We start from the raw sequence: 23974 nt of genomic DNA on the forward strand, positions 1-23974 counted from the left end.
TTCTGCATGGGGGTGGGATGTCTCTGCCGGCGTGGCCGGGGAACGCGGTGGGATCCGCTGCTGGTCAGCTCTTGCCGAGCAGGCGCCAGATCTGGTTCTTCTTGGTGGTCAGGGTGCTGCCGGTGTCGCAGGTCCACTGGTGGATCTTCGCGCCGGGTGTGGTGGAGATGGTGCTGACGTCGACGCACTTGCCGCTGTGGACGGCGACGAGTTGGTAGTCGTGGCTGTTGCCGAGAGCGGTGACCGCGCGCAGGGTGAACTGCTGGTTGTTGGCGCCGGTGCAGGTCCATTGCTGGACGGCGGCTCCGTTGGCGGTGGAGAGGGCGGAGATGTCGAGGCACTTGCCGCTGGAGTGGTTGATGACGGTGTAGGTGTCGGTCGCGCCGCTGACGGGGTGGAAGTCGAAGCGCTGTTCCTGGCCGGCGCCGCAGGTGTTCTGCTGGTACTGGGTGCCGTCGGCGGTGGACTGTGCGGGGTCTTCGAGGCAGAGCGCGCTGTGCTGGGCGACGGCGGTGGAGGAGAAGCCGGTCGAGGCGCCGATGTGCAGGCTCGCGGGTCCGAAGGAGACCTGGTCGAGGTGGGGCGCGGAGCTGGAGCGCATGGGCTGTCCGATGTCGGTGCCGCCGCCTGAGTAGACCAGGCCGATGGTGGTGCCGTCGTAGTCGTAGAGCTGTGAGGCGGTGAACCTGACGGTGTTCGCGCCCGCGGTGAGGGTGACGGGGACGGTGTAGTCGTTGAACTGGTTCCAGTGCAGGGTGCTGGCGAAGTTGACGCGGGTGGCGGTGCCGCCGTTGACGCTGACGTCGGCGTGCTCGGCGTACAGGTCGGGGTTGTAGTGGTTGGAGGGCAGTTCCTCGCCGTTGGCGTAGCGCATGGTCATGGCGTAGGTGCCGGCCGTGGGTGCGCTGACGTTGAGGGTGAGGGAGTTGGCGGTTCCGTTGCCGATGCCGGTGACGACGCCGCCGTTGGCCTGGCTGGAGGTGGTGTCGGCGGCCGCGGTGCCGGTGAGGGTGCCGTTCTCGGCCTGGTAGGTGACGACGTTGCCGGTGGTGACCGCGTCGGTGGCGCTGAACGGGGTGACGGCCAGGTCGTCCAGGGCGAGGGTGCCGGCGGCGCCGGTCACCTTGACCTTGTTGATGCCGGCGGTCAGGTGGACCCGGTTGGTGGAGGTGGACCAGGCGCTGGTCGTCGCGCCGGAGAGGGTCTGGTCGTCGGCCGCCTTGCCGTTGACGGTGAGGTCGGCCTGGCCGGTGTTGCGGTAGCGGGCGGTCAGGTCGGCGTAGCCGTCGCGGGCGGAGTAGACCCAGAACGTCGCGGACTTGCCGGAGGTGAGGTTCACCGCGCCCGCGCCGGACTGGCCCTGGGAGGTGTAGGTGGTGGTGCCGCTGTCGGACAGCGAGGCCTGTTCGGCCTCGTAGAGCGTGGTGCCCTGGACGGCGGGGTCCTGGTACTGGAGGTCGATCTTGTCGACGATGGCGTCGCCGTCGGTGGCCGCGCCGTTGTCGCCGGTGGTGGCCAGGGTGATGGTGTGGCTGCCGGAGGTGAGGTGCACGGTGGTGTCGCTGTGGCCCCACACCACCCACTGGAAGCCCACCGGTATGTCGACCCTCTTGGACGCGCCGCCGTCGACGCGCATGTACACGTCGGTCGGACCGTGGACCTGGGCGTCCTTGGCGTAGCTGTTGCCGAAGACCGACACCTTGTAGTCGCCGGTGGTGGGCACCGTGACGGGGAAGCCGATGACGGTGCTGGAGCCGGTGCGCAGACCGCCGACGTCCTTGGTTCCCGAGGTGGCGAAACCGCCGACGTTCCCGGTGGTGCCCTCGGTGTTGATGTTGTAGCCGCTGCCGCTGAGGGTGGCGTTCTCGGCCTCGTACGTGGCCGACCAGGTGTTGTCGGAGGCGGTGGTGCTGCCGGTGCCGCCGGGGGAGACGATCACCTCGTAGGCGGACATCGCGTCGAGGGTGACGGGCAGGGTGATCGAGCCGTCGGAGCCCACCGCGACGTCGGCGTCGGAGAGCCGGGTCGGGGTGGCCGCCGCGCCGATGTAGCCGCTGTAGCGGTCCTGGAGCACGCTCACGTGCACGGTGCTGCCGAAGACCGCGGGGTCGATGTTCTTGATGACCGTGTCGGAGGCACCGCTGGTGCCGCCCCCGGCGAGGATGACGCGGGCCTGCTTCTTGGCCGTGTCCAGACTTGCCAGGCCCTGAAGGGTGTACGCGGCATCGGACGCGGCGCCGGTGACCTTCACGGTGTTGCCGCTCATCGAGCTGTACCAGTTGTACAGCCACCACTGGGCGTTGGGCGTGTTCTGGGCGGCGGCGGAGTCGCCGAGGTTGCCGTTGATGTTCCAGTACGGCAGGTTGCCGTCGATCTTCTTGTCCTCGAGCGCCGCGATCCACTGCACCATCTGGCCGGGGTCGGTGAGGTGGTAGCGGTGGGCGTACTCGTTGAGATTGATGGCGATCGGGGAGGTGATCCCCGCGGCCGTCTCCACCGAGCGGTAGGAGTTGACGGTGCTGCGCACGTCCGCGGGACTGCCCAGGGTGTGCCAGGTCACGACGTCGGGCAGGCAGTTGTTGGTCTTGCAGTAGCTGAGGAAGCCGCTGAGGGACGAGGAGGTGTAGCCGGAGGTGTTGGGCCCTGCCAGCCGTGCCGCGGGCCAGATGCCCTTGACGAAGTTGTAGGTCTGGCGCCACTCGGCGTTGAAGTTGGCCAGCGCGGTCGAGTTGGTGCGCATGCCGCTGAACCAGTTCAGGTCGGGCTCGTTGTAGGGGATGAAGACGATGCGGCTCGCGTAGGGGCTGGCCATCGCCTGCTCGACCTGTGTCCTCATGGTCGCCTGGTAGGCCGTGTAGCTGGCGCGTTCGTAGTTGGCGCGGTACACGTCCGTCATATAGATCAGGATGTCCTTGCCGCCGCTGTCCACGAAGGGCTTGGCGATCTCCAGCGCGTCCGAGCCGGGGTGCTGCTGACCGTCCTGGTACTTGGTGTTGGTGGTCTGCAGCCCCATCCCCTCGATGAGGTTGTTCGTCGGCACGTCCGGGCCGTACAGGCCGTACAGCGCGCCGGAGGCACCGCCGTGGAAGGCTCCGGTGGTGGTGCCCAGATCGACGGTGAGGGTGGGGGTGGCGGCAGAGGCCGGCGTTGCCGACCCGGTGGTGACACCGGCTATGACGGTCAGCGGAATCAGCGTGCTGGTAATGCCATGGAGAAGGCGTCTCGTGGTCGAGCGCCTTTGCCCGATTCTCGGCATGTGCTTACGTCCCTTCAGGGATGCGGCTGGTTGTTGCTGCGCCGGCCCCCGTGCCGGACGTGTGGGTGGGTTCTCGCTCGCGGGTCAGGCGGTGGCGGTGACGGTGGTTTCGGTCCCGGCTTCCGCGCGACGGTGGTGGTCGCGGGCGAGCAGCAGGTAGCTGCTGGCGGTCCAGGTGTAGGCGCGGTCGCGCAGTCCCTGGCCGGTCAGGGCGTCGAAGTTCTCGGCGAAGCCGGACGTTTCGCACAGGGCGCGGAAGCGGGCGCTGATCTCGTCCGCGAGGCGTTCGTGCCCGGCGCGGCGCAGGCCGTCCTCGATGAGGACGGTGGCAGGAGCCCAGATCGGGCCGCGCCAGTAGCCGTCGGACTCGTAGTGCGGGGAGCCGGGGTGTTCCGTCGCGAGGCCGAAGGCGGTGAGGTGGGCCTCGATCTGTTCGGCCAGCCGGTCGCGGGTTTCGGCGGGCAGCCGGTCGCCGAGCACGATCGGCATCAGATCGAGCAGGCTGGCGCTCCGGGCGAGGGCTCCACCGTGGGCCGGGCGGCTCAGGAACCGTTCGCCGTCCCAGAGCTCGTCCAGCAGGGCCGCCTGGAGGGCGTCGGCCGTTTCGGCGCGGCGCCGGGCGTCGTCCGGGAAGCCCAGTTCGGCGGCCAGCCGGGCCAGTTCGTCGAGCTGGAGGATCAGTATCGCGGCGAGGTCGGCGGTGACGGTCACGCGTCCGGGGTCGAAGGTGGTGGCGTTGTCCCAGCCGCTGTCGTTTCCGTGCTGGTAGTGGGGAAGTTCGGCGCCGGGGGCGCGCCGCGCGGTGAGCCAGAAGTCCGTCCAGCGGGTCAGTCTCTCGTACGCCTCGGTCAGTTGCGCCGGGGTGAGCGGCTCGGGAAGCAGTCGGCGCAGGTGGCCGAAGGCCCACCCGTGGATGGGCGGTTTGACGAAGTTGTAGAGGACCTCGGAGTGGGTGACGGAGTCGGGCAGAGCGCCGCTGTCGTCCTGGTGGTCGAAGGGCAGCGCGAACTGGTCCCGGGCGAGGCCGGGGGATCCGGGGGCCAGGGCCAGGGCGTTGAAGCAGTGGTCCCAGCTCCAGACCTTGTCCATCCAGTGCTTGGACATCAGCACCGCGGGCCTCGTGAGCAGCCCCGCCGGGCGCACGGTCGCCGACCACACCACGTAGGCGGCGAGTTCGGCTGCGGGAGTGCCGGTGGAGCGCCACGGGGCGACCGTGTCGACGAATGCGGCGAACGACTGCCGCGCGTTCTCCATGACCTCGCCGAACGAAGCCGAGGAAACGTAGGGCTGCCGCGCGCTGTCGAGTTCCTCGACCGCGGCCTCCCACGAGCCGTCGGCCCCGGCGGTGACCGTGAGGCCGCGGTCAGCGGCGCCCAGCGCCTGCGCACCCGAGACGTCGGGAACCGTGCCGGACAGCACGGTGATGCGGTAGCGGCGGCCCGTCTCGTAGGAGGTGAACACATGCGCGTCGTCGACCGGGTCGCGGTAGAAGTAGGTCCCGCCGAAGGGGGTCAGGGCGTGTGCCGCCGCGCTGATGGCGAACCCGAGACCGGTGCCGTGTATGCGTACGGTGTCGGGCGACTCGTAGGCGAGGTCGATGCGCCCGTCCGCACCGGTCCAGCTGAGCAGGCCCGGCGTCGCCCGGACGGCGGTCTCGGCCCGCTCGCCGGTCGCCGCGTCGAGGGGGACGAGGCGCAGGACGGCGTGCATGCCGTTCTGGTGCGAGACGAGGTGGAGGTCCTCGGCGTACGTCTTCTCCGCCAGCACGGGAGAGATGCCGAACCAGGAACCATGGGTGCTGAAGGGTATGTCGTGAACGGAGAATGCCGGGCCGGACGGTACGGCGGTCATGAGGGCGTACTCGTTTCTTGAGCGGGGGATCGGCGGTCTGCCGGGCGGGCGACGGTGCTCGCGGGGCGGCTCGTGGAGAGCGCGGCTCATGCGCGTGGCCGGGTCAGTCCTTGACGGCGCCGGCCGTCACCCCGGCGGCGACGTAGCGCTGGGCGAGGACCAGGATCACTGTGGCGGGCAGGGAGGCCACGACGGCGGTGGCCATGATGGCGTTCCACTCCTGGTTGTTGTTGCCGATGTAGTGGTAGATGCCGAGGGTGATCGGCTCGTGCGCCCCGCCGCCCGCGAGGGTGCTGGCGAAGATGAAGTCGGACCAGGACCACAGGAACGCGAACAGCGACACCGTGACGACGGCGTTGCGGCTCATCGGCAGGACGATCGACCAGAAGGTGCGCAGGGGCCTCGCTCCGTCCATCTGCGCGGCCTGGATCAGCTCTCCGGGGATGCCGGACATGAACGCGGTGAAGATCAGGACCGCGAAGGGAACGGCGAGCGTGGAGTCGGCGACGATCAGGCCGGGCACGGACTGGAGCAGGCCGAGGCTGAGGTAGATGGCGTAGAAGCCCATCGCCATGATGATGCCGGGGACCATCTGGGCGACGAGCAGGATGAAGCTGAGTACGCCCCCGCCGCGGGGGCGCAGTTTCGCCAGCGCGTAGCCGGCGGGTGCGGCCAGCGCCACGGTCAGTACGACGGTGCCCAGGCCGATGACGAAGCTGGTGCCGAGGTAGGGCAACTGCTGGTCGAGGACGGCGCGGTAGCCGGCCAGGGTGCCATGCGCGGGGAACAGGTCGGGCGGGGACTTGCGCATGTCCTGGTCGCGGGTGAAGGACACGTTGATCATCCAGTACACCGGGAAGAGCATGACCGCGGTGAGCAGGACACCGACGGTCGTCTTGACCCAGGTACGGTCGCGGCGCTTGAGGGTGTGGACGGCGGTTCTGGTCACGACAGTGCCTGCTTTCGCTGGACCCGGACGTAGACCAGGCCGAAGACCAGGGCGGCGACGACCAGCAGGTTGCCGACGGCCGCTCCGGGGCCGAAGGCGGGCAGCAGGTTGCCGAAGCCGAGCTGGTAGGACCAGGTGGCGAAGGTGGTGGAGGCGTCGGCCGGGCCGCCCTTGGTCATGATCCAGATGATGTCGAAGACCTTGAGCGTGTAGACCAGGCCCAGCAGCAGGGTGATCGCGGACACCGGGCGCAGCAGCGGGAAGGTGATGCTCCAAAAGCGCCGCCAGGGGCCCGCCCCGTCGAGGGCGGCCGCCTCGTAGAGGCTGGTGGGAATCGACTGCAGGCCGCTGTAGAGCACGACCAGGTTGAAGGGAACACCGATCCAGACGTTCGCGATGATCACCGAGGCCAGCGACCACGATGGCGAGGTCAGCCAGTTCACCGGGCCGATGCCGACCGCGTGCAGCGTGGCGTTGACGATGCCGGAGTCGCTGTTGAGCATCCACGACCAGGTCGAGGCCGACACGATCAGCGGCAGCAGCCACGGCACCAGGAACAGCGCGCGCAGGGTGGCGGAGAGCCGGAAGTGCTGGTTGAAGAAGACCGCCAGCGCCAAGCCGATCGCATACTGGAAGACCAGGCACACGGCGGTGAACACCACGGTGTGCAGCAGGGCCGGAGCGAACGTCGGATCATCGAAGACGGCCCTGTAGTTCGCCAGGCCCGTGAACGGCGCGTCGCCCTGCACGAACGAGCGGACGGTGTAATCCCGCAGACTCAGATCGAGGTTGCGGTAGAGCGGATAGGCGTAGAAAAGAGCGAGATAGAGGGTCACCGGGGCGAGGAACGCCCAGGCGGCCCACTGCTGGGAGGCGGGACGACGCCGGGTCGCGGTGCGGGCCGGGGGCGGGGCGGCACTTGCCGCCCCGTTCCGGTCGAGCACCGGCCGACGGTCCGGCGACTGTGTCATGTGCTTCATCGGCTGGCCGGAGTCCTGGTTACTTGACGGCGGACTGTGCCGAGCCGAGCGCGTCCTTCGGGGACGCCGACCCGCTGAGCGCGGACTGGACCGCCTTCCACAACTGCTCCGAGATCTTCGGGTACTTGGTGCCCAGGTCGTCACTGGTGCGGCCCCTGGCCGCCTGGACCGCGTCGACCCAGGGCTTGAGCTTGGCGTTCGCCGCGACCTGCTTGTCCTGGACTTCGGTGGTGGGTGCCACATAGGACAGGGTCGTGTCGGTTTCGAGCAGGTTCTGGCTGTTGGTGAGGCAGGACACGAGCTTCTGCGTGGTGGCGTAGCGGGCGGTGTCGTCCTGCACGGGGATGGTGACGAACTCGCCGCCCGTCGGGGCCGCGGCGTCGCCTCCCGTGGCGGCGGGGACGGGGATGACGCCGTAGTCGAAGCCTGCCTTGTCGGCGTTGGCGAGCTGCCAGGTCCCGTTCTCCGCGAACGCGTAGTCGCCGCTCGCGAACTCCTGCCAGCTGGTGGTCTGGGTGTTGTTGATCACCGAGTTGGGGGCGTAGCCCTTGGCCAGCCAGTTCTTCCACAGCGACAGCGCGGAGACGGCCTGGCCGGAGTCGAGTGCGGTCAGCTGGGCTCCGGAGCCCCAGTACCAGGGCAGGAACTGGAAGCTTCCCTCCTCCGTGCCGATCGCGGAGAACGTGATGCCCTTCTTGCCCGCCGCCTTGACCTTCTCCAGCGCCGCCGTCAACGACTTCCAGTCCTTGACCGAGGCGATGTCGACGCCTGCGTCCTTCAGCACTGCCTTGTTGTAGTAGAGGGCGAGGGTGTTCGCGCCGATGGGCGTGCCGTACGCCTTCCCGCCCGACTGACCGGCCGCGAGCAGGTTGCGGTCGACCTTCGAGACGTCCAGCTTGTTGTCGTCGGTCGAGGTCAGCACGCCCGCCTCCGCCAGGGTCGACACCACCGGGTTGTCGACGATGAGGACGTCCGGGGAGTTGCCCTGCTGCGCGGCGAGGAGCGTCTTGTTGGTCAGGTCGCTGGTGTCGAACGCGGTCCGCTTGATCTTCACCCCGGCCTCGGTGCCACAGCCGTCCAGGAGCTTCGCCCACGCCGAGCTCTTGTCGAACTGCGGGTACGGGTCCCAGATCGTGTACGTGCCGGCGTCCGCGGCCTTCGTCGAGGTGCCGCCCGCGCCGGAGGAGCACGCGGTGGCGCCGGTGGTGACGGCGGCGACGGTCAGGACTGCGGCGGTGAGACGCCGTCTGGCAGATCGGTTCATGGCTTGTTCCTCGTCGTTCTTGGCACAGCTGTGCCCTGGGATCGGCACAGGTGTGCCCTGGGAGGGTGATCGGGGGGGTGCTGGGCCCGCCGAACCCGGGCGGTGAGCTGCCCGGTCGGCCGGTGTGTGGTGCGGAGGGTGTACGGGAGGCTGCGGGGTGGCGGTCAGAGATGCCTGGGGGCGCCGAGGTCCGCAGCGGGGTCGGCGGGTCCGGCGCCGGCGGGTGCGGTACTGGCTCGCAACGAGATCGGCGGCGTGAGCAGGTGATGCCGGGGCGGTGCGTCGGGGTGGTCGAGCCGCTCGACCAGCAGGTCGACGGCGAGGCGGCCCATCTGCTCCGCCGGCACGTCCGCCGCGGTGAGCTGCGGGGTCACCGTCTCCGCCCACCGGCCGGCCACCACTCCGGTGACGGAGAAGTCGCGTGGCACATGGCGGCCGGCCTGGGCCAGCCCTCGGTAGAGCCCGCCCAGGGCGGCCTCGTTCAAGGTGACCAGGGCCGTGGTGGCGGGATCGTCGTGCAGGATCCGTTCCAGACAGGACAGGCCGGAGGCGGCGTCGTCCCCGCAGCAGTACGTCCGGACGGTGAGTCCGCGTTCCGCCGCGGCCTTGGTGAAACCGTCCAGTCCACGCCGGGCCGACTCGTACCCGGCCCGAAGCAGTTGCTCGGGACGGTTGACGAAGGCGACCCGACGGTGCCCCAGGTCCGCGAGATGGTGCACGCAGGCCGCCGCCAGTGCCGTGTGATCCAGGCCCACCCACCAGCTGCCCTCGGGTCGGGCGCTGCGGCCGATGGCGACGGAGGGGAAATCCACCGCGGTGAGGTGGTCCAGCCGGTCGTCCTGCAGCCGGATCTCCATCAGGATCGCGCCGTCGACCCGGCGCTCCCCCAGCAGCCGCTGGAACGAGCGGTCGCTGTCCACACCACTCGGAGACAGCAGCACGTCGTAGTCGTAGGCTGCGGCGGCCTCGGTGACGCTCCCGATGAAGTCCAGCTGCATGCCGGTGTAGTGGTTCCCGGCCGGCGGGAAGACCAGACCGATGGTGCTGGTCCGGCCGTTGGCCAGGGCCCGCGCACTCGCGTTGGGCTGGTAGCCCAGCTCGTCGATGACCCGCTGGATCTTCTGTCGGGTGTCCTCGGACACCGGGCGCTTCCCGCTCAGGGCATACGACACGGTGCTCCGCGAAACACCGGACCGCTTGGCAATCTCACCGATGTTCACGGGGGGCTCCTTGCTGAGAGCGGTCGAATCGGTTCGATGATTCCAAAGAACGAAATCGGCCAGATGGTGGTCGTCGAACCGGTTCGCGTGAAGTGAAGGTAGGAGCAACCCGGACGGGTGTCAACGCCTCTTGCCGAATTCCTCGTAACGGACCGGAAACGTGAGTGTGCGCAGACGTGGCATCCGGCCTGCCTCCACGCCTCCCGCTCACCAGCAGGTCAGCTGCGGGAATCGGTGAACGGAGCCGCGCTGCGCCCGCCCGGACGGCCGGCCGTGCGCGGCCGAAGGGATCCGGGTCGGGTGTATCGCCGACCGGTTTCCTCGACGCCAGACCACTCGAACCGGTTCGAGGAGATGTGGGCGAGAGGGCCGCTGACCTACACGGTCGGTCGGTTGTCGGTAGCGGCCTCTGGGAACCGGGGCTCATGGACGACTGTCGGGTCAACTGACACGACTGTCGGGTCAACCGACCGCGCGCAGCGTCGTGGACGATCGTGAAGAACGGTGATGGACCGCGCGTTGGTCGACGTCGCCACCCGGCCCGCCGTGTTGCCGAACGCCGCCGTTCGTCGACACCGCTGCGCGCTCGCCACGACTTACCTCCTGCTGGAACGGATAACCCGGTACCTGCGCCGCTGACGCCGGCCGGCGCCGGCCCAGTCACGGAGTCGTCTCCTCAGGGCCTTGTCCGACCCGACGTGCCGGTTCCGAGCGGTTGCGGCAGACGGCCGTCGGCGCCGGTCAGTACAGGAAGGGGGGTCCAGGAGGGCGGGGTCCGTCCAGGTCGCCGCTACGCCGCCCGCCGAGCCCAACCGGGACGGCGGGTCGGTTGTTCACTCCGGGAGGGCCGCCGCCTCGCGCTGGAGCTGCACCGCGGCCAGCAGGCTCAGCTTCGGCTCCGCCTGACGCAGTGCCTTCACCGCCGCAACCGAGCTGATGTCCCCATGAAAGCCGACCGCGGCCAGACGCGAGCGGACCCAGCGGGCGCGCAACCGTGTCTCTTCGGCCGCGGCGCTGGACTCCACGAGGGCGACGGCACGTTCCAGTCCCGGCCGCTCCTCGGGCGCCGCCTCGGCGAGCGCCTGGCGCAGCGCCGCGGCGACCACGTCCGCGTCCCGGATCGTCAGCACGAAGTTGTGCTTCTTGTTCAACCCCGCGATTCCCGTCATGTGAATCATCCTGGCCGTCGGCTTCCCTCGTTGCCAAGGAACTTGAGCAGCCTCAGAGGATCGAACCCGGTCGGCACGAGTTCCCGGGCGGATCCTCCAGACCAAGGGAGCGGTCACGACGCGGGGGCCGCGTCACCGATCGATCGCCCCTCGACCGGACCTCAAACTCCCTCTCGGACAACGGCCGGTGCGGGAACGCCGACCGTCATCGCCTCCAACCGCTTGATCTTCTTCCGCACCACGTACAGCGGGATGACCCCGAACACCCCGAACGACATGTCGATCACGCTCCACCAGAAGGGAATCTCTCGGAGAGGACCGCAGATCAGTGCGAGCGGGATGATTCCGACGCAGGCGATCATCGAGAACTCGACGACCCATATGTTGCGCACCGGGTCGCGGTAGGGGCCGTAGAAGGCGACGGCGATGACGAGATGGGCGTAGGCCAGCCAGTCCGTTCCGTAGAGGAGGAAGGGGTGGTCCGCGTCGGCGGTGTCGAGTCCGCGCCGGACCCGCTCGATCCACTCCATGAGGCCGGGCAACCGGTCGGGGACGGACAGGTGCCGCAACAACTCCTCGGACCAGCGCAGTTCGTGCACCAGTGGGAAGGCGGTGGCGCCACTGAGCACCAGACAGACGACGAAGAAGGCCAACCACGCACGGACGCCCTTCACCAGGGCAGCTCGGTCACTCATGAGGGCAGCGTACGCCCATAATTGAACGTGTTCAAAACTGTCTGATGGGAATGTAGGCTGCCGAAATGATCCTTCCGACGGTCGATGAGGTACGCGCACTCCACGAGCGGTACGCGCCATCCCGGGAGGCACTGGACCTCGTCTTCACCCACTGCGAAATCGTCTGCGGCATCGCCGAACAGCTGGCAACCCGGACAGACCTCCCCCTCGACGCCGACCTTGTCCGGATCGGCGCCCTGCTCCACGACGTCGGCGTCTACCGGCTGTACGACCGGGCAGGTCGGCTCGATCACCACAACTACATCCGCCACGGCGTCCTCGGCCACGAGATCCTCCGCGAGGAGGGATTCCCCGAGCGTCTGCGCCGCTTCTGCTCCTGCCACACGGGGGTCGGCCTTACCCGGCACGACATCCGCAAGCAGGGACTCGCCATACCCGAGGCCGACTATCTGGCCGAGACCGTCGAGGAGCAACTGGTCATGTACGCCGACAAGTTCCACAGCAAGACGACTCCCCCGACGTTCCTCAGCGCCGACTCCTATGCCACGCACGTGGAGAAGTTCGGCGCGGACAAGGTCCACGCCTTCGGTCTTCTGCGGGCCCGGTTCGGCGAACCCGACCTGACCTCGGCCAGGGCGCGATACGGCCACGCCCAGGCTTGAAGCCGGCAACGTAGGCAGTGATGCGTGACACGTATGTGCGGCAACTGTGTCACCGGCCTGCGGACGAACTCCTCGAAGTCGGCATTCTGCCGGCCCGACCCAGGTCTGCGACAAGGAACATCCGCACCGGGACGACGACGCTTGCGCCGGAATCGTCCTGCCGTGGGCGGGTGGGCCCGCCCTCACCGTCGTGTGTTGCGCCTGCCGATGACTCGTGAGTCGCGAGGATCAACCGGGTGTGCCGAAGTCGTTGGTCTGATCGCTCGTTGCGGGGCCGGTGGCCTGCCACTGCTCGGGACTCAGCAGACGTGCCCGCGCAGCCAGACGGCGCAGGGCGGCGACGGCGCCTTCGTCGAGTTGAGCCCCGCTGTAGCCGATGTACGCCACGACACCGGGCACCGGCTCCCAGGCCAGCGCGCCGTTGCCACCGAACGCCGATGTGACGACCGCGGGCTTGCCGTGCACGGTCCCCGCCGTCTGGACGCGGGTGGCGTACAACTGGTCTTCGAGGCCGCCGCACCGGGCGACGCCGGTGAAGGTGAGTCCGCCTGAGAGCTCGTCGGCCTCGCCGGTCTCCCTCGAGCTGTAGCGGGCCTCGTGGATGGAGGACGGGCGTGAGGTGCCCGTGGCCGTCACGGAAAGGCCGGGTGGTGGATCCACCTCGGGGCGACCCGAGACGACGCCGACAGCGGCGGCGACAGCGACCAGCTCGGACTGCGGCAGATCCCCTCGGACCCGTGCGTAAGAGCCCCCGACCGGCCAGGTGATCTCACGCTCGAGGGCCCTTCCCGAGACGCTGCCGACACGGACCGGGCGTCCCCCCTGCGGCGGGGGCACGGGGAACGTGACCACCGCTCCGTGCCGTCCCAAAGACCCGTCCGAGCGTCGTAGGACCACTGTCGACGGACCCTCGTAAGCTCTGCGGTCCCTCTTGATCAGCGTGGCGTTGCGGGGCAGCGGTAACCCTGCGATCACCAGGCCGGGGGTCTGCCCCTCCCTGGTGATCGCGTCCGGGCCGTCGGGAAAGGCGCTGCCGGAAGGCGATGGCGACGACGAGGTCGGGGGTGCCGCCGGGGTCTTCTCGTCGGACCCGCTCACGGCCACGATGCCCACCACGAGTGCCGCGGACAGGGCCACGGCTGCGGCCGCGGTGATCAGCCGGCGCGGTGGTCTCCAGGGCGGTCGGTCCGGGCCGCTGCTGAGCACATCCCCCATGTCTGCAGTCTGCCCCACCGGCTCCGGGCCGTACAGCCGTCGGATCGGCCTACCGGGGCTGGGTGCGGGGCGGGGTGCTGAGGCCGGTGGATGTCATGCGGGGCCGCCGGGGCGCGTGCGTTGTGTCCTCGTCCTGGACGAGCCGACCTCCGGGGGGTGCGGAGCCAGCCCGATCAGCGGGCCTCACCGGCGCCGTCTTCGCGCAGGAGCAGGGCGAGCAGCCCGGGAAAGCGCTCCTCGAACTCCTCGCGGCGCAGACGGTTGACCCGCCTGGCCCCCTCGTCACGCTGTTCCACCAGACCGGCGCCGCGCAGGACCGAGAAGTGGTGACTGAGCGCGGCCTTTCCGACGGGCACGTCGAAGCTGCCGCAGCTGCGCGTCCAGTCGGCGGAGCCCGCCAGCTCGCGGATCAGCGTGATGCGCACGGGGTCGGAGACCGCGGACAGCGCTGTGAGCACGGACACCTCCTCGGGATCCGTGTGCACCGGCGCCGCACGGTGAGAACCGCCCGCAACCTCGTTCGACATACCCCTCCCGTCGCCACGCGTTCCCGACCGGATGCCACGCGGAGCGTCCCGGCCGGTTGTCGAGTGTTCGATGGATATCTTACAGTCCAAGTGTTCGCTTCCCGTTGAACACTCATCGAAGGGTGCGGTGATCCGTCATGCGCGCAGTCGAGTTCCAGGAGTACGGCGCCCCCGAGGTGCTGCAGGTCGTCCAGGCCGAGGTTCCCGAACCCGGGCCGGGCCAGGTCACCATCGACGCCGCCTACGTCGGCGTGAACTTCGCCGACCTCAAGGCGCGCGCCGAGGGCTACCGGGTGCAGTCGCTGCCGTTCCGGCCGGGGCTGGAGGTCTCGGGACGGGTCCGGGCCGTCGGCGACGGCGTCCAGGGGCTGCTCCCGGGACAGGAGGTCGCCGCGCTCGTCGACGGCGGGGCCTACGCCGAGGTGGTCGTCGCCGACGCCGTCACCGTCTTCCCGCTTCCCGAGGGCCTGGACCTGCGCACCGCCGCCACCTTGCCCACCGTGGTGCCGACCGCACACGCCCTGATCCACGAGGTGGGGCGGCTGCGGGCCGGGGAGACCGTGCTGGTGCAGGGCGCCGCGGGCGGCATCGGCACGGTGGCCGGGCAACTCGCCCGGGCGGCGGGCGCCGGCACCGTGTACGGCGTGGTGTCCTCGGCGGCCAAGGCCGAGCACGCGCTCAAGCACGGTTACGACGAGGTGTTCGTCGGCGACGCCTTCGCCGACGACGTCCGCCGCGCAACCCACGGCAAGGGGGTCGACCTGGTACTCGACCCGGTGGGCGGCGACACCCTGCGCCGCGGCCTCGACGCGCTGGCAGTCTTCGGACGCCTGGTGTCCTTCGGCAACGCGAGCGGGGCCGAACCGTGGCACGTCGGACAGCCCGAGCTGTACGGAAGGGGGCGGTCGGTCGGCGGCTTCTCCATCCTGGGGCTCGCACAGACCGCGCCCGAGGCGCTGCGCGCCCTCGCCGAGCGCGCCTTCCGTACGGTCTCCGACGGCAGCGTGAGCCTTCCGATCACCGCGGAGTTCCCACTGGCGGAGGCGGCCGAGGCGCACCGGCTGATGGGCGGGCGTACGTCGACGGGGAAGCTGCTGCTACGCGTGGCCGACTGAGAGCAGTCGGCCCGGGCGCAAGCCGGTCGCCGGCCCTCGGCAGGACGACGGCCGGCGACCGGGCATGGCTCGTCGGCCACGGCCACCACCCGGCCGAAATCCCCTTCCACGCGACCCGCGCCTCGCGGCCGTAGGCCCGGCGACCACTCCGGCGAGGCCGACGGCCAACAGGTCCTCGCCCGTGTGGACATGCCCGCCACCGTTGTCCTCAGCGCCCTCACCCACGGCCCTGGGCCTCCCCGCGGCCGGGCCCGGCCGCGGCTCGACCCGACCCGCGCGCCTGCACGTCCCGCCCGTGTGAACGGCCTTGCCCGCCCCGCCGTATACGTCGAGGTGAACGCCCCTGACCTCCACCAGCCGGAACGTCCAGGACGAACGGCCAACCGCCCGAGTCGCTCGTCACTCGGTCGTGGCGGCGCGAACCGGGCGTCGTCGACGGTCGGGCGTACGGGGCGCGGTCGTCGGGGGATGATGGGCGACCGTGCAGCCTGATCACGTGACAGGGCACCAGAGACGTGCCGCGGCAGGCCGGGCCGGCCACGCGGGAACGTGCGCGCGGGCCGGTCTGTTCGCCGTGCTCGGCACCGTGCTCGCGACCTTCGGCCACCACGCCATCGACGAAGGCACGGTGCCCTGGCGACTGGTGACCGTGCTGGTCGTGGCGCAGTTCTCGGCGGTCCGGCCGCTCGCACGGCGGCGCTACGCCCCGGTGGCGACCGTCGGGTTCACGTTGGTGACGCAAGGGGCGCTGCACCTCGCACTGTCCTACGCGGGCGGCGACGCCTCGATGGCCGCCGATCCCCGGCACACCATGCATGCCGGGCACATGGCCGCCGGGGACGGCCACTCCTGGCATCACGCCGGAGCGGCGATGACCACGGCGCACACGGCCGCCGCTCTGGTGGTGGCCTGGCTGCTGCACCGGGCGGACACGCGGATGGCGGCGGCGCTCAATTCGCTCCGCACACTCGCCAGGGCCGCCGCGGTCGCCCTGACCCAGATGCCGCCGCGATCGCTCGCGGATCCCGACCTGGTGGCGTCCCGGCTGCCTCGTCGGCGGGCGGGTACGTTCTTCGAGGCGGCGGCACAGGCACGGGAGGAAGCACTGGAGCACGCGGTGGTGCGCAGGGGACCGCCGCGACGGGAGCACTCTTCGGTCCTTCACCGGCCCCGGTGTCCGCGGGGCCGGGTTCTCCCGTATCCGCAAGGAGTCTCCCTGTGTCCATCTCCACCCGTCCGTCGGCGCGCGCCGGCCGTCGTCTCGTCCTCGCCGGCGCCGTCGCGCTGACGGCCACACTCGCCCTGGCCACCCCGGCCGCCGCGCATGCGGAGGTCGAGGCCGACAAGCCCCAGGCCCTGGCCGAGAACGTCACCCTGAGCTTCGTTTCCGAGGCCGAGTCCGACTCCGCGGGCTTCACCGCACTGCGCGTTGTCCTCCCCGAGGGCATCGCCCCCGCCGACGTCACCCTCGACGAGAGCCCCAAGGGCTGGAAGCTCACGGCCACCAAGGACGGCTACACCGTCGCCGGCCCTGCGCTGAAGACCGGTGTCGACGCCGAGCACAAGATCAGGATCCGGCAGCTGCCGGACGTCAAGGAGCTCGCGTTCAAGACCGTCGAGACCTACAGCGACGGGGAGGTCTCCCGCTGGATCGAACTGCCCGCCGGCGGCGAGGAGCCCGAGCAGCCCGCGCCGCTGCTGAAGCTGAAGGCCGCCGCCCCGGGCGCCAAGCCGATCAGTCCCAGCCCGACCGCGGCCGAGAGCGCGTCGGCCAGTGCGGCCGCCCCCGCTCCTTCCGTCACGGCGAGCGAAGCGGACACCTCAGCGGCTGCCGGTGACACCGCCGCCGACAAGGACGACGGCACGTCCTCCGGCGCCCTGGTCGGTGTGATCGTCGCCCTGCTCGTGCTCGGCGGCGGAGCGTGGTGGCTGCTCAAGCGCCGGGCCGCCTCGTCCGGCGGGAACTGACGTTCACCGTCGGCGCCTTGGGGCGGCACTGCCGCTGTCCCAAGGCACCGACGGAACACACCGTGAACGTTTTTCCGGCGCCGGGCGTCACAGCGGTAGTCGACCGCTGGGGAGTAACCATGACCGCCGGACCTTCGCTCTCTCGATCCGCAGCCACGGCCGCCCTGCTCGGCGCCCTGCTATGCGCGACCGCGGCCTGCGGTTCCCCACCGTCCACGCGGTCCGCCGAGACCGACGCGCCGAAGATCACCTGGGAGGAACCTTCCGCGTACGCGTACACGTTGACCTCGAGCACCCAGGTCCTGGCGGGAACCTTCCGGGTGAAGGTGCGCGACGGCAAGGTGGTGGAGGCCGTCGGGGTCGACGAGGACAGCCGGCGCCAGGTGCTGGATCTGCCCGGTGAAGTACCCACGATCGGCGAGCTGTTGAGGACTCTGGACCGGGCCCGCAGCGAGTCCGCGGACACGGCGGAAGCGGACTACGCCGCCGACGGGCATCCTGTGCGGATCTCCCTGGACTGGGACGAGAACTCCATCGACGACGAAGCCCTGTACACGATCAGCTCCTTTGCACCGACTCCCGGCCAGTGACCGGCAGCGCAGCCGGGAAGCCGTTTCAGCGACCAGCCGTTTCGGTGGCGCTGTCCTGCGCGGGCGCTGTGACGACGGTACGGGACCTGACGTCGACAGCGGGGGCCAGGAAAGCGGCACAGGCGACGCAGGCCAGGACGACGAACATGGCGGGGCGCAGGCCGATGTGGTCCCCCAGGAAGCCGAGGCCGGGGGGCCCGACGAGGAACGCGACATAGCCGATGGTGGCGACCAGAGCGACCCGGGCCGTCTCGTCGGGCCCTGACTCGCCGGCCGCGGAGAGCGTGAGGGGAAAACCGAGCGACGCGCCCAGTCCCCACAGCAGCACGGCGACACCGGCCAGGACGGCGCTGTCCGAGACGATCACGACGAGGAGGCCGAGCGAGCCACTGACGGCGCTGGCACGCACGACGGCGGTACGACCGAAGCGGTCGAGGAAGAACGTTCCGCTGAAGCGGCCCACCGTCATGGCCGCGGCGAACCCGGCGTAGACGAAGGAGCCCGATGTGGCGTCCATGCCGTGTCCGTCGACCATCAGCAGGGGCAACCAGTCGTTGGCCGAGCCTTCGGCCAACGCCATGGCGAGCACGATCACGCCGATGAGGACGAGCCTTCCGTCCTTCCACACCGCGGGGTGGCGCCCGTCGCCGTGAGCTTCCCGGGGACCCTTGGGCGCGACGCGCCCGGTGCCCGCCGGCAGGGCGCGGGCCGCGAGGACGAAGAGTGCGGCGGCCACCAGGGTGGCGGCCGCGAGGTGCCAGTGCACGGGCACGTCGGACGCCGTCATCGCCATGCCGGCGCCGGCTCCCAGGACCGTGCCCAGGCTGAAGCAGCCGTGCAGCGCGGGCAGAGTGGTCACCCCGCTGATCCGCTCCACGTCCGTACCGTCGACGTTCACGGCCACGTCACCGACGCCCATGCCGGCGCCGAAGGCGCACAGACCCGCCGTGACCAGAGGGATCGAGGCGGCGGCGCTGCCGACGCAGATCGTGGCCATCCCGGCGAGCAGGAGAACGGTCCCCCAGACGACGACGGGCCGTGTCCCGAACCGGGACACCAGCCGCCCCGAACAGGTGATCCCCGCCATCGAGCCGAACGACAGCCCGAACAGCACGAGTCCCATCTGTGCGGTGGTCACGTCCAGCCGGTCCCGGATCGCGGGCGTGCGCGTCACCCACGACGACATCGCGATCCCGGCGAGCAGGAAGAGGAGGAACAGCGCCCGACGACGGTGACGCACGGCCTGATCCATGTGAGTGCTTCTCCGTGCGAGTTCGGACGGCTGCCGCCGGTCGGCGGTCGGGTATCGATGCCCACCCGACCCGGGCAAATGTACATGCCTGTCCACGGCACCGAGAAAGCGCTTACGCGGTGACGCGGAGCGACGACCCTTCTCCCCCTGCGCGAGGCGGACGGCTGTCGACGTGAGACGTCGGTGCGGAATTCCCGGGCGGCCCGCACCCCTCAAGAGGCGCGGGCCGCGTCTGTCAGTGCCCCGTTCCGGGTGCCGGCGCCCGGAACGGTGCGTCAGTGCCCGGATCGGTGCGTCAGTGCCCGGATCCGTGCCGGCCGCCCAGCTGGTCGCGGTGACGTGGATCGCCCAGATATGTGTCCGCGTCGAAGACGGGCGCCGACTTGGCCTGCGTCCTCGACCGGGACAGCTGCACGATGCGGGCGTCGTGGTCGACGCCCATGACGGCGTCCGCCGGGAGCACCACGTCCCTGCCGAGAACCCACAGGCCGGTGTGCACCACCAGGAACCGCGGACCGAGGTCCCTGGAGTACTTGCTGACCCTGCCGACGTGTCCGTCCGTGGCGTCCACCTGGTATCCGGTCAGGTCGTCGTCCGGCGTGTGGCCGGCGGTCGGCACGTGGTGTGCGTGGTGTCGGGTCACGATGTCCTCCCTGTCGTCCTGTTCCTGCGGGTGCCCGCTTAGGAGCACGACAGGCGTGCGGAACACGTCACGGCGCACGTCGCGGGGCTACGCCGTCCACACCCACGGCCGCCGTGTACTGCTGCACCGGCGCGACCCGCCCCGTCCTGCGCCGCGCATGGCTCGCCCCGGGCACGCACGTGAGCTCGGTCGGCGGCTTCCACGGGCCCGAACTCGACGACGACACCGTCCGGGACGCCGCGCTCTTCACGAGGACGAGGACGCTGACGGTTCCACCGATGAGCGTGCACAGCAGGCCCGCGTGCGATCGCCCTTCTGCCGGGCAGGGACGGTGCCGAGCAGGCCGCAAACGCGAACGCCATGCGGCCATCGAGCCGGTGCTCCTCGCCGGCCCACCGCGTCATGGCAACCGATGGATCCACCCAGGCCCGGCCACAGTGCCCGACGCCACTTCCGTCACCGGGCACATGGCGCCGTGTACCGCCGACGGCCGGACAGTCGCTCGGGCGGCACTCGCGCGGTGAGCGCGGGCACCGCCCGCAGCGACTTCGAGGGCGAGGAGGTGAGTTGAAGCGTCAACAGGTCAAGCTCCGTGCTCCTGACTGCGTTTGACCAGGCCTCGGGCCGGAGGGAAGCTGGATGTGTACAGCACGAACGCAGGGCGCGCGAACAGGCCCTGCTCAAAGAACCACTGCGTTTCGTCCCGCGTGGTCCTGCCCCTACCTCTGCGATCGTCCTACCTCAACGGAGTGGTCGCTATGCGATACCCCCGTACTCTGCAGAAGGGCCCCGCCGCAGCCTGCGCGGGGCCCTGCCCGGTTCCGCTGGCGCCTGACGCCCTGGCCCAGCTCTACGCCCGCTACCTCGACCTGACGACATCGGGCCGGCTGCCGGGCACCATCACCTTCGAGGACTACTACTACACCTGGCGCTCCGCCCGGCGCGGCGCCAAACGCATCGGGCTCGACGACGGCGCCGTCCGCGTCGCCCCGAGCGGCACCCGCCAGCTCATCACCCGGCCCTCCAAGCGCCTGAAGGGCCCGATCCACACGCTGGTGCTACTGGTCGACTTTCCCGACCGGCCGCACGACCCGAACCGCCGCCCCGGCCATTTCCGCGAGCTGCTGTTCAGCACGAAGTCCCTGCCGACCGGCAGCATGCGCGACTACTACCGCACAGTGAGCGGCTTCGACCCCATAGGCGACACCGGCATCGACGTCCAGGGCGAGGTCCATGGCTGGTTCCGCATGCCGCAGCCGCTGTCGTTCTACGCCGACGGCAACTCCGGTCTCACCGAGGACGGCTTCCCGCGCAACACCCAGGGTCTGGCCCGGGACGCGGTACGGCTCGCCATGGCGGAGGGCGTCGACTTCACACCCTTCGACGCGCTCGAGGAGCAGACGGTCACCGCCCTGTTCCTCGTGCACGCCGGCCCCGGCGCCGAGGAGACGCTCGAGCGCGACGACCTGTGGAGCCTCAAGTGGGGCGTGCCCGACGGCATCGAGGTCGCGCCCGGCCTGACCGTGGAGACCTTCCTCACCGTGCCCGAGGACTGCGCGATGGGGGTGTGCGCCCACGAGTGGGGCCATCTCGCCGCACGCTGGGCGGACTACTACGACACCGGCCAGCTGGAAGCCACGACGTCCAATGGCCTCGGCAACTACTGCCTCATGGCGTCGGGTTCCTGGGGGAACCACGGGCTCACACCGACCTTCCCGAACGGCATGCTGCGCATGTTCCACGGTTGGGCGGCCCCTCAGCGCGTCACGGCGACCACCAAGGACCTGGTACTGCGGCCGTCCGCGGAGAGCGGCGACCTCGTGTTCATTCAGAACGAGGACACGATGACGGAGACGCAGTACCTGCTCGTCGAGTACCGGCGCCGCCGCGGGCAGGACGCGTTCCTCCCCGACTCGGGCGTCGCGGTCTACGTCGTCGACGAAGCCATCGAGGACGTCAACCAGGAGGACGCCCTCGCCATCGAACTGCTCCAGGCCGACGGCAAACGGGACCTCGGGGCGATCTTCGGCCGGGGCAACCGGGGAGACTCGAACGACCTCTATCCGTCCCTGGGCAACACGGCGCTCGGCGAGACGACGATCCCGCCGCTCAACCTGCCGGACGGACACTGGTCCGGGGTCACCATCGAGGTCGAGGGGAGCCCGGGCGACGAGACGATGGCGATCGACGTCCGCATGGAATGACGTAGCAGTGCCACCGAGCTGAACGGGTTCATGGTCGCCCCCTCGTCCTGGTGATCACCTTCGGCTCGGTGATCACCGCATGGAGCGGCACCGCCGGCGTCGGCTCCCGCACGGCGCCCGTCGGGGATCAGCGGCGCGAGCCACAGGTAGGGTCCACCGCTATGACCGTCGCTCGTTCCGTCGCCCTGTTCGTCGTCGCCGCCCTCTTCGAGATCGGCGGTGCCTGGCTTGTCTGGCAGGGGATCCGCGAGCACAGGGGATGGATCTGGATCGGCGCCGGCGTGATCGCCCTCGGCGTCTACGGCGTGGTGGCCACCTGGCAGAGCGACGACGACTTCGGGCGCATCCTGGCCGCGTACGGCGGGATCTTCGTCGCCGGGTCGATCGCCTGGGGCATGGTCGCCGACGGCTACCGTCCCGACCGCTACGACGTGATCGGCGCCCTGATCTGCCTCGCCGGGATGGCCGTGATCATGTACGCGCCCCGCGAGCACTGAATTCCCCTCAGGTGGTGCGGCTGGGCCGTACTGTGCCTGGGTGCGCTACTCGGTGGAGCCTTACATCATCGGGGCCTTGAGGTGCCTTACATCATCGGGGCCTTGAGGCGGGGGCGGGGGCGTTCGGTTGGGCAGTAGTGCACGGGAGCCGTTCGCGGACGACGGGTCGACCAGGGTCTCGTACAGGGCGAGTACCACGACTTCGTACGGGCCCGCCGCCCGTCCGGCCCGCTCAGTCCTGAAGCCGAGCGGCTTCCTGGACGGAAGCCGTGGCATCGGCGTTCTCCGTGCGGCGCACGGCCACGCGCAGCGTCACCGCAGCCGCGACTCCCGACAGCAGGCCCCAGATCAGGGCTGCCGGGACGCCGTTGCCGACAGCGGCGGACAGGTACATCAGGCCGTAGCGCATGCCCGTTCCGTCCGTCGCCATCCGCAGCAACTGGCCAGCCAGCAGCCCCAGGACGGTCGCGCAGACCGCGCCGACCGCCATGGCCGGCACCGTGGCTCGCGTGAGCAGTCCGGGCAACCACCGCAGCGCCCACCACACCACGGCGAGCAGCAGCACGTCGGCGGCCCGGTACAGGAGCCAGTCGCCCAGCGGCGAGCCCGCCGGGCCGGCCCAGGCGCCCAGCAGCAACCACTGGCGCAGCAGGTCGCCCGGTTCGGCGAACAGCCCGCCGCCCGAGAAAGCCGTCTGGAGAGCGGCGGCGACCGACTGGTACGACAGGACCACCAGGGACAGCGCGATCACCACGGTCCCGGCACCGGCGGCCAGACGGGCGGCACGCGCCGGGACGACCTCGCGTGGCAGCGGACCGGCGCCCTTGGCGGTGACCCGCGCCGCGAGCACCGTTCCCACCGCCGCGAGCAGCGCGGTCACCACCACGATCTGCCGCCCGGTGGAGATCACACTCGCAAGCTGCGGGAGGAAGCGGTAACTGCCGTGCCCCTGCGAGGCGATCAGCCACGGCGCCGAGACGGTCACCGCCAGGGTCCCGGCCACGAGACCCCAGGCCCATACCGCGAGCAGCGCGGCGGGCATCCGGCCGTGCACCGGCGGCAGCCTGCGGATCAGCAGCAGCGCCCCGGGCACGAAGAAGGCGAAGACCGCGGCGAACCTGATCTGCAGTGCGGTCTGGTACAGGTCGAGGTAGCGGGTGCCGTCGGTACCGGCCGGCCCCCCGATCTCGCCGGACGCCCCGGCGCCGAACAGAACCGAGGTCGGAGGGTCGTACGACCAGGGAGCGAGCCACTGTTGGAGATCGGCCGCGGCCCGGCCGCCGATCACGTCGGCGGTGCCCGGCAGGTGCAGCGCCTGCGCACTCGCCCCCGCCCACCACAGGAGTGCCGTGAGCAGCACTCCTCCGATCAGTGCCGGTATCGCCGCACGCCCATACGCCATGTGTCGTCCCCCGTTTTGGTCGCGCGTCCCGCGCCCCCCTGGTCAGGTGGAGACTACGGGGCACGGATCACATGCGGATCACGAGGGGGGCAGACCACGGGCGTGCGGTCGTCATGCTCGTAGTGCCTGACGGGCTTGCGCGAGCCGCGCCCGGACGCCCCCGGGGACCGCCTACGTCTCCTGTCCCCGTGGGTCGCGCGCGTACCCGATGCGCAGGAGCTGCGACAACAAGTCGGAGCGCCGCAGCAGCGGTTCGACCACCTCTCGCGTGACGTGTACCCGTTCCCTCGCGGACTGCAGCCCGCCGGCAGGAGCCCCGCCGTGCCGGCGGAAGCGCGCTGAGCAGCCGTCTGCATCGTCACGACGTGCAGCCATCCCACATGCCTCCTCGCACAACGAATCCTCACGGCTCCACCAGTGGCCACCTCCCGGCGAGGGATCGTGATCCGTGGTTGCCGTCTACTCCTGGGACACCTGGTGCCCGTAAAGGAGACTGCTGACCCCTGCCGGGGGTT

At 70.3% G+C, this 23974-nt stretch carries 20 protein-coding genes; 7 read left to right on the forward strand and 13 right to left on the reverse strand.

Annotated features, from left to right (window positions below):
• Positions 1-64: 64 nt before the first annotated feature.
• The 8 genes from ACIPFH_RS12090 to ACIPFH_RS12125 all read right to left on the reverse strand — a co-directional run bounded on the left by ACIPFH_RS12090 (position 65) and on the right by ACIPFH_RS12125 (position 11384).
• Positions 65-3256: an RICIN domain-containing protein gene (locus tag ACIPFH_RS12090; protein WP_401825405.1), complete on the reverse strand. Its 3192-nt coding sequence runs from the start codon at positions 3254-3256 to the stop codon at positions 65-67.
• Between the two features lie 84 nt (positions 3257-3340).
• Positions 3341-5107: an amylo-alpha-1,6-glucosidase gene (locus ACIPFH_RS12095; protein WP_401825407.1), complete on the reverse strand. Its 1767-nt coding sequence runs from the start codon at positions 5105-5107 to the stop codon at positions 3341-3343.
• Positions 5108-5210: 103 nt separating this feature from the next.
• A complete protein-coding gene (locus ACIPFH_RS12100) occupies positions 5211-5972 on the reverse strand; it encodes a carbohydrate ABC transporter permease (RefSeq protein WP_401826823.1) in 762 nt (253 codons plus the stop codon).
• Positions 5973-6052: 80 nt separating this feature from the next.
• Positions 6053-7036: a carbohydrate ABC transporter permease gene (locus ACIPFH_RS12105; RefSeq protein ID WP_401825408.1), complete on the reverse strand. Its 984-nt coding sequence runs from the start codon at positions 7034-7036 to the stop codon at positions 6053-6055.
• Positions 7037-7055: 19 nt separating this feature from the next.
• Positions 7056-8300: an extracellular solute-binding protein gene (locus tag ACIPFH_RS12110; RefSeq protein ID WP_401825410.1), complete on the reverse strand. Its 1245-nt coding sequence runs from the start codon at positions 8298-8300 to the stop codon at positions 7056-7058.
• Between the two features lie 164 nt (positions 8301-8464).
• Positions 8465-9520 (reverse strand): LacI family DNA-binding transcriptional regulator, encoded by a 1056-nt coding sequence (locus ACIPFH_RS12115; protein ID WP_401825411.1) that lies wholly within the window; start codon positions 9518-9520, stop codon positions 8465-8467.
• Between the two features lie 833 nt (positions 9521-10353).
• A complete protein-coding gene (locus ACIPFH_RS12120) occupies positions 10354-10689 on the reverse strand; it encodes a hypothetical protein (protein ID WP_401825413.1) in 336 nt (111 codons plus the stop codon).
• Between the two features lie 161 nt (positions 10690-10850).
• Positions 10851-11384: a hypothetical protein gene (locus ACIPFH_RS12125; protein ID WP_401825415.1), complete on the reverse strand. Its 534-nt coding sequence runs from the start codon at positions 11382-11384 to the stop codon at positions 10851-10853.
• Positions 11385-11449: 65 nt separating this feature from the next.
• On the opposite strand from ACIPFH_RS12125, the gene ACIPFH_RS12130 reads away from it, so the two are divergent.
• Complete coding sequence (locus ACIPFH_RS12130; RefSeq protein WP_401825417.1) at positions 11450-12046, forward strand: HD domain-containing protein; 597 nt, start codon at positions 11450-11452, stop codon at positions 12044-12046.
• 228 nt (positions 12047-12274) lie between these two features.
• On the opposite strand, the gene ACIPFH_RS12135 is transcribed toward ACIPFH_RS12130, so the two are convergent.
• Together ACIPFH_RS12135 and ACIPFH_RS12140 are read right to left on the reverse strand one after the other, a co-directional pair.
• A complete protein-coding gene (locus tag ACIPFH_RS12135) occupies positions 12275-13261 on the reverse strand; it encodes a hypothetical protein (RefSeq protein WP_401825418.1) in 987 nt (328 codons plus the stop codon).
• 173 nt (positions 13262-13434) lie between these two features.
• Positions 13435-13788, reverse strand: a complete 354-nt coding sequence (locus tag ACIPFH_RS12140; protein WP_401825419.1) for an ArsR/SmtB family transcription factor — start codon at positions 13786-13788, stop codon at positions 13435-13437.
• A 137-nt stretch (positions 13789-13925) separates the two neighbouring features.
• Here ACIPFH_RS12140 and ACIPFH_RS12145 point away from each other — a divergent pair, with 137 nt between their 5' ends.
• The 4 genes from ACIPFH_RS12145 (at position 13926) to ACIPFH_RS12160 (ending at position 17461) form a co-directional block, all read left to right on the forward strand.
• A complete protein-coding gene (locus ACIPFH_RS12145; RefSeq protein ID WP_401825421.1) occupies positions 13926-14903 on the forward strand; it encodes a zinc-binding alcohol dehydrogenase family protein in 978 nt (325 codons plus the stop codon).
• Between the two features lie 496 nt (positions 14904-15399).
• Positions 15400-16191, forward strand: coding sequence for a hypothetical protein (locus ACIPFH_RS12150; protein WP_401825422.1), 792 nt, complete (start codon positions 15400-15402; stop codon positions 16189-16191).
• Complete coding sequence (locus ACIPFH_RS12155) at positions 16128-16871, forward strand: DUF1775 domain-containing protein (RefSeq protein WP_401826826.1); 744 nt, start codon at positions 16128-16130, stop codon at positions 16869-16871. Before ACIPFH_RS12150 ends, ACIPFH_RS12155 begins: the two co-directional genes overlap by 64 nt.
• 119 nt (positions 16872-16990) lie before the next feature.
• Positions 16991-17461, forward strand: coding sequence for a DUF6174 domain-containing protein (locus tag ACIPFH_RS12160; protein WP_401825423.1), 471 nt, complete (start codon positions 16991-16993; stop codon positions 17459-17461).
• Between the two features lie 25 nt (positions 17462-17486).
• Here ACIPFH_RS12160 and ACIPFH_RS12165 read toward each other — a convergent pair whose 3' ends face one another.
• Positions 17487-18713, reverse strand: a complete 1227-nt coding sequence (locus tag ACIPFH_RS12165) for an MFS transporter (RefSeq protein ID WP_401825424.1) — start codon at positions 18711-18713, stop codon at positions 17487-17489.
• A gap of 295 nt (positions 18714-19008) precedes the next feature.
• Positions 19009-19356 carry a PRC-barrel domain containing protein gene (locus ACIPFH_RS12170; protein WP_356265556.1) on the reverse strand — a complete coding sequence of 116 codons (348 nt, stop codon included), beginning with the start codon at positions 19354-19356 and terminating at the stop codon, positions 19009-19011.
• 758 nt (positions 19357-20114) lie between these two features.
• On the opposite strand from ACIPFH_RS12170, the gene ACIPFH_RS12175 reads away from it, so the two are divergent.
• Positions 20115-21560: a M6 family metalloprotease domain-containing protein gene (locus tag ACIPFH_RS12175; RefSeq protein ID WP_401825426.1), complete on the forward strand. Its 1446-nt coding sequence runs from the start codon at positions 20115-20117 to the stop codon at positions 21558-21560.
• 161 nt (positions 21561-21721) lie between these two features.
• Entirely contained in the window at positions 21722-22057 is a 336-nt protein-coding gene (locus ACIPFH_RS12180) for a YnfA family protein (RefSeq protein ID WP_356262071.1), read from the forward strand.
• Between the two features lie 232 nt (positions 22058-22289).
• Here the strand turns inward: ACIPFH_RS12180 and ACIPFH_RS12185 are convergent, their stop codons facing one another.
• Positions 22290-23459, reverse strand: coding sequence for a hypothetical protein (locus ACIPFH_RS12185; RefSeq protein WP_401825428.1), 1170 nt, complete (start codon positions 23457-23459; stop codon positions 22290-22292).
• Positions 23460-23974: the final 515 nt, after the last annotated feature.

The organism is Streptomyces sp. NPDC088157 (genome assembly GCF_044741545.1).
GTDB lineage: Bacteria > Actinomycetota > Actinomycetes > Streptomycetales > Streptomycetaceae > Streptomyces.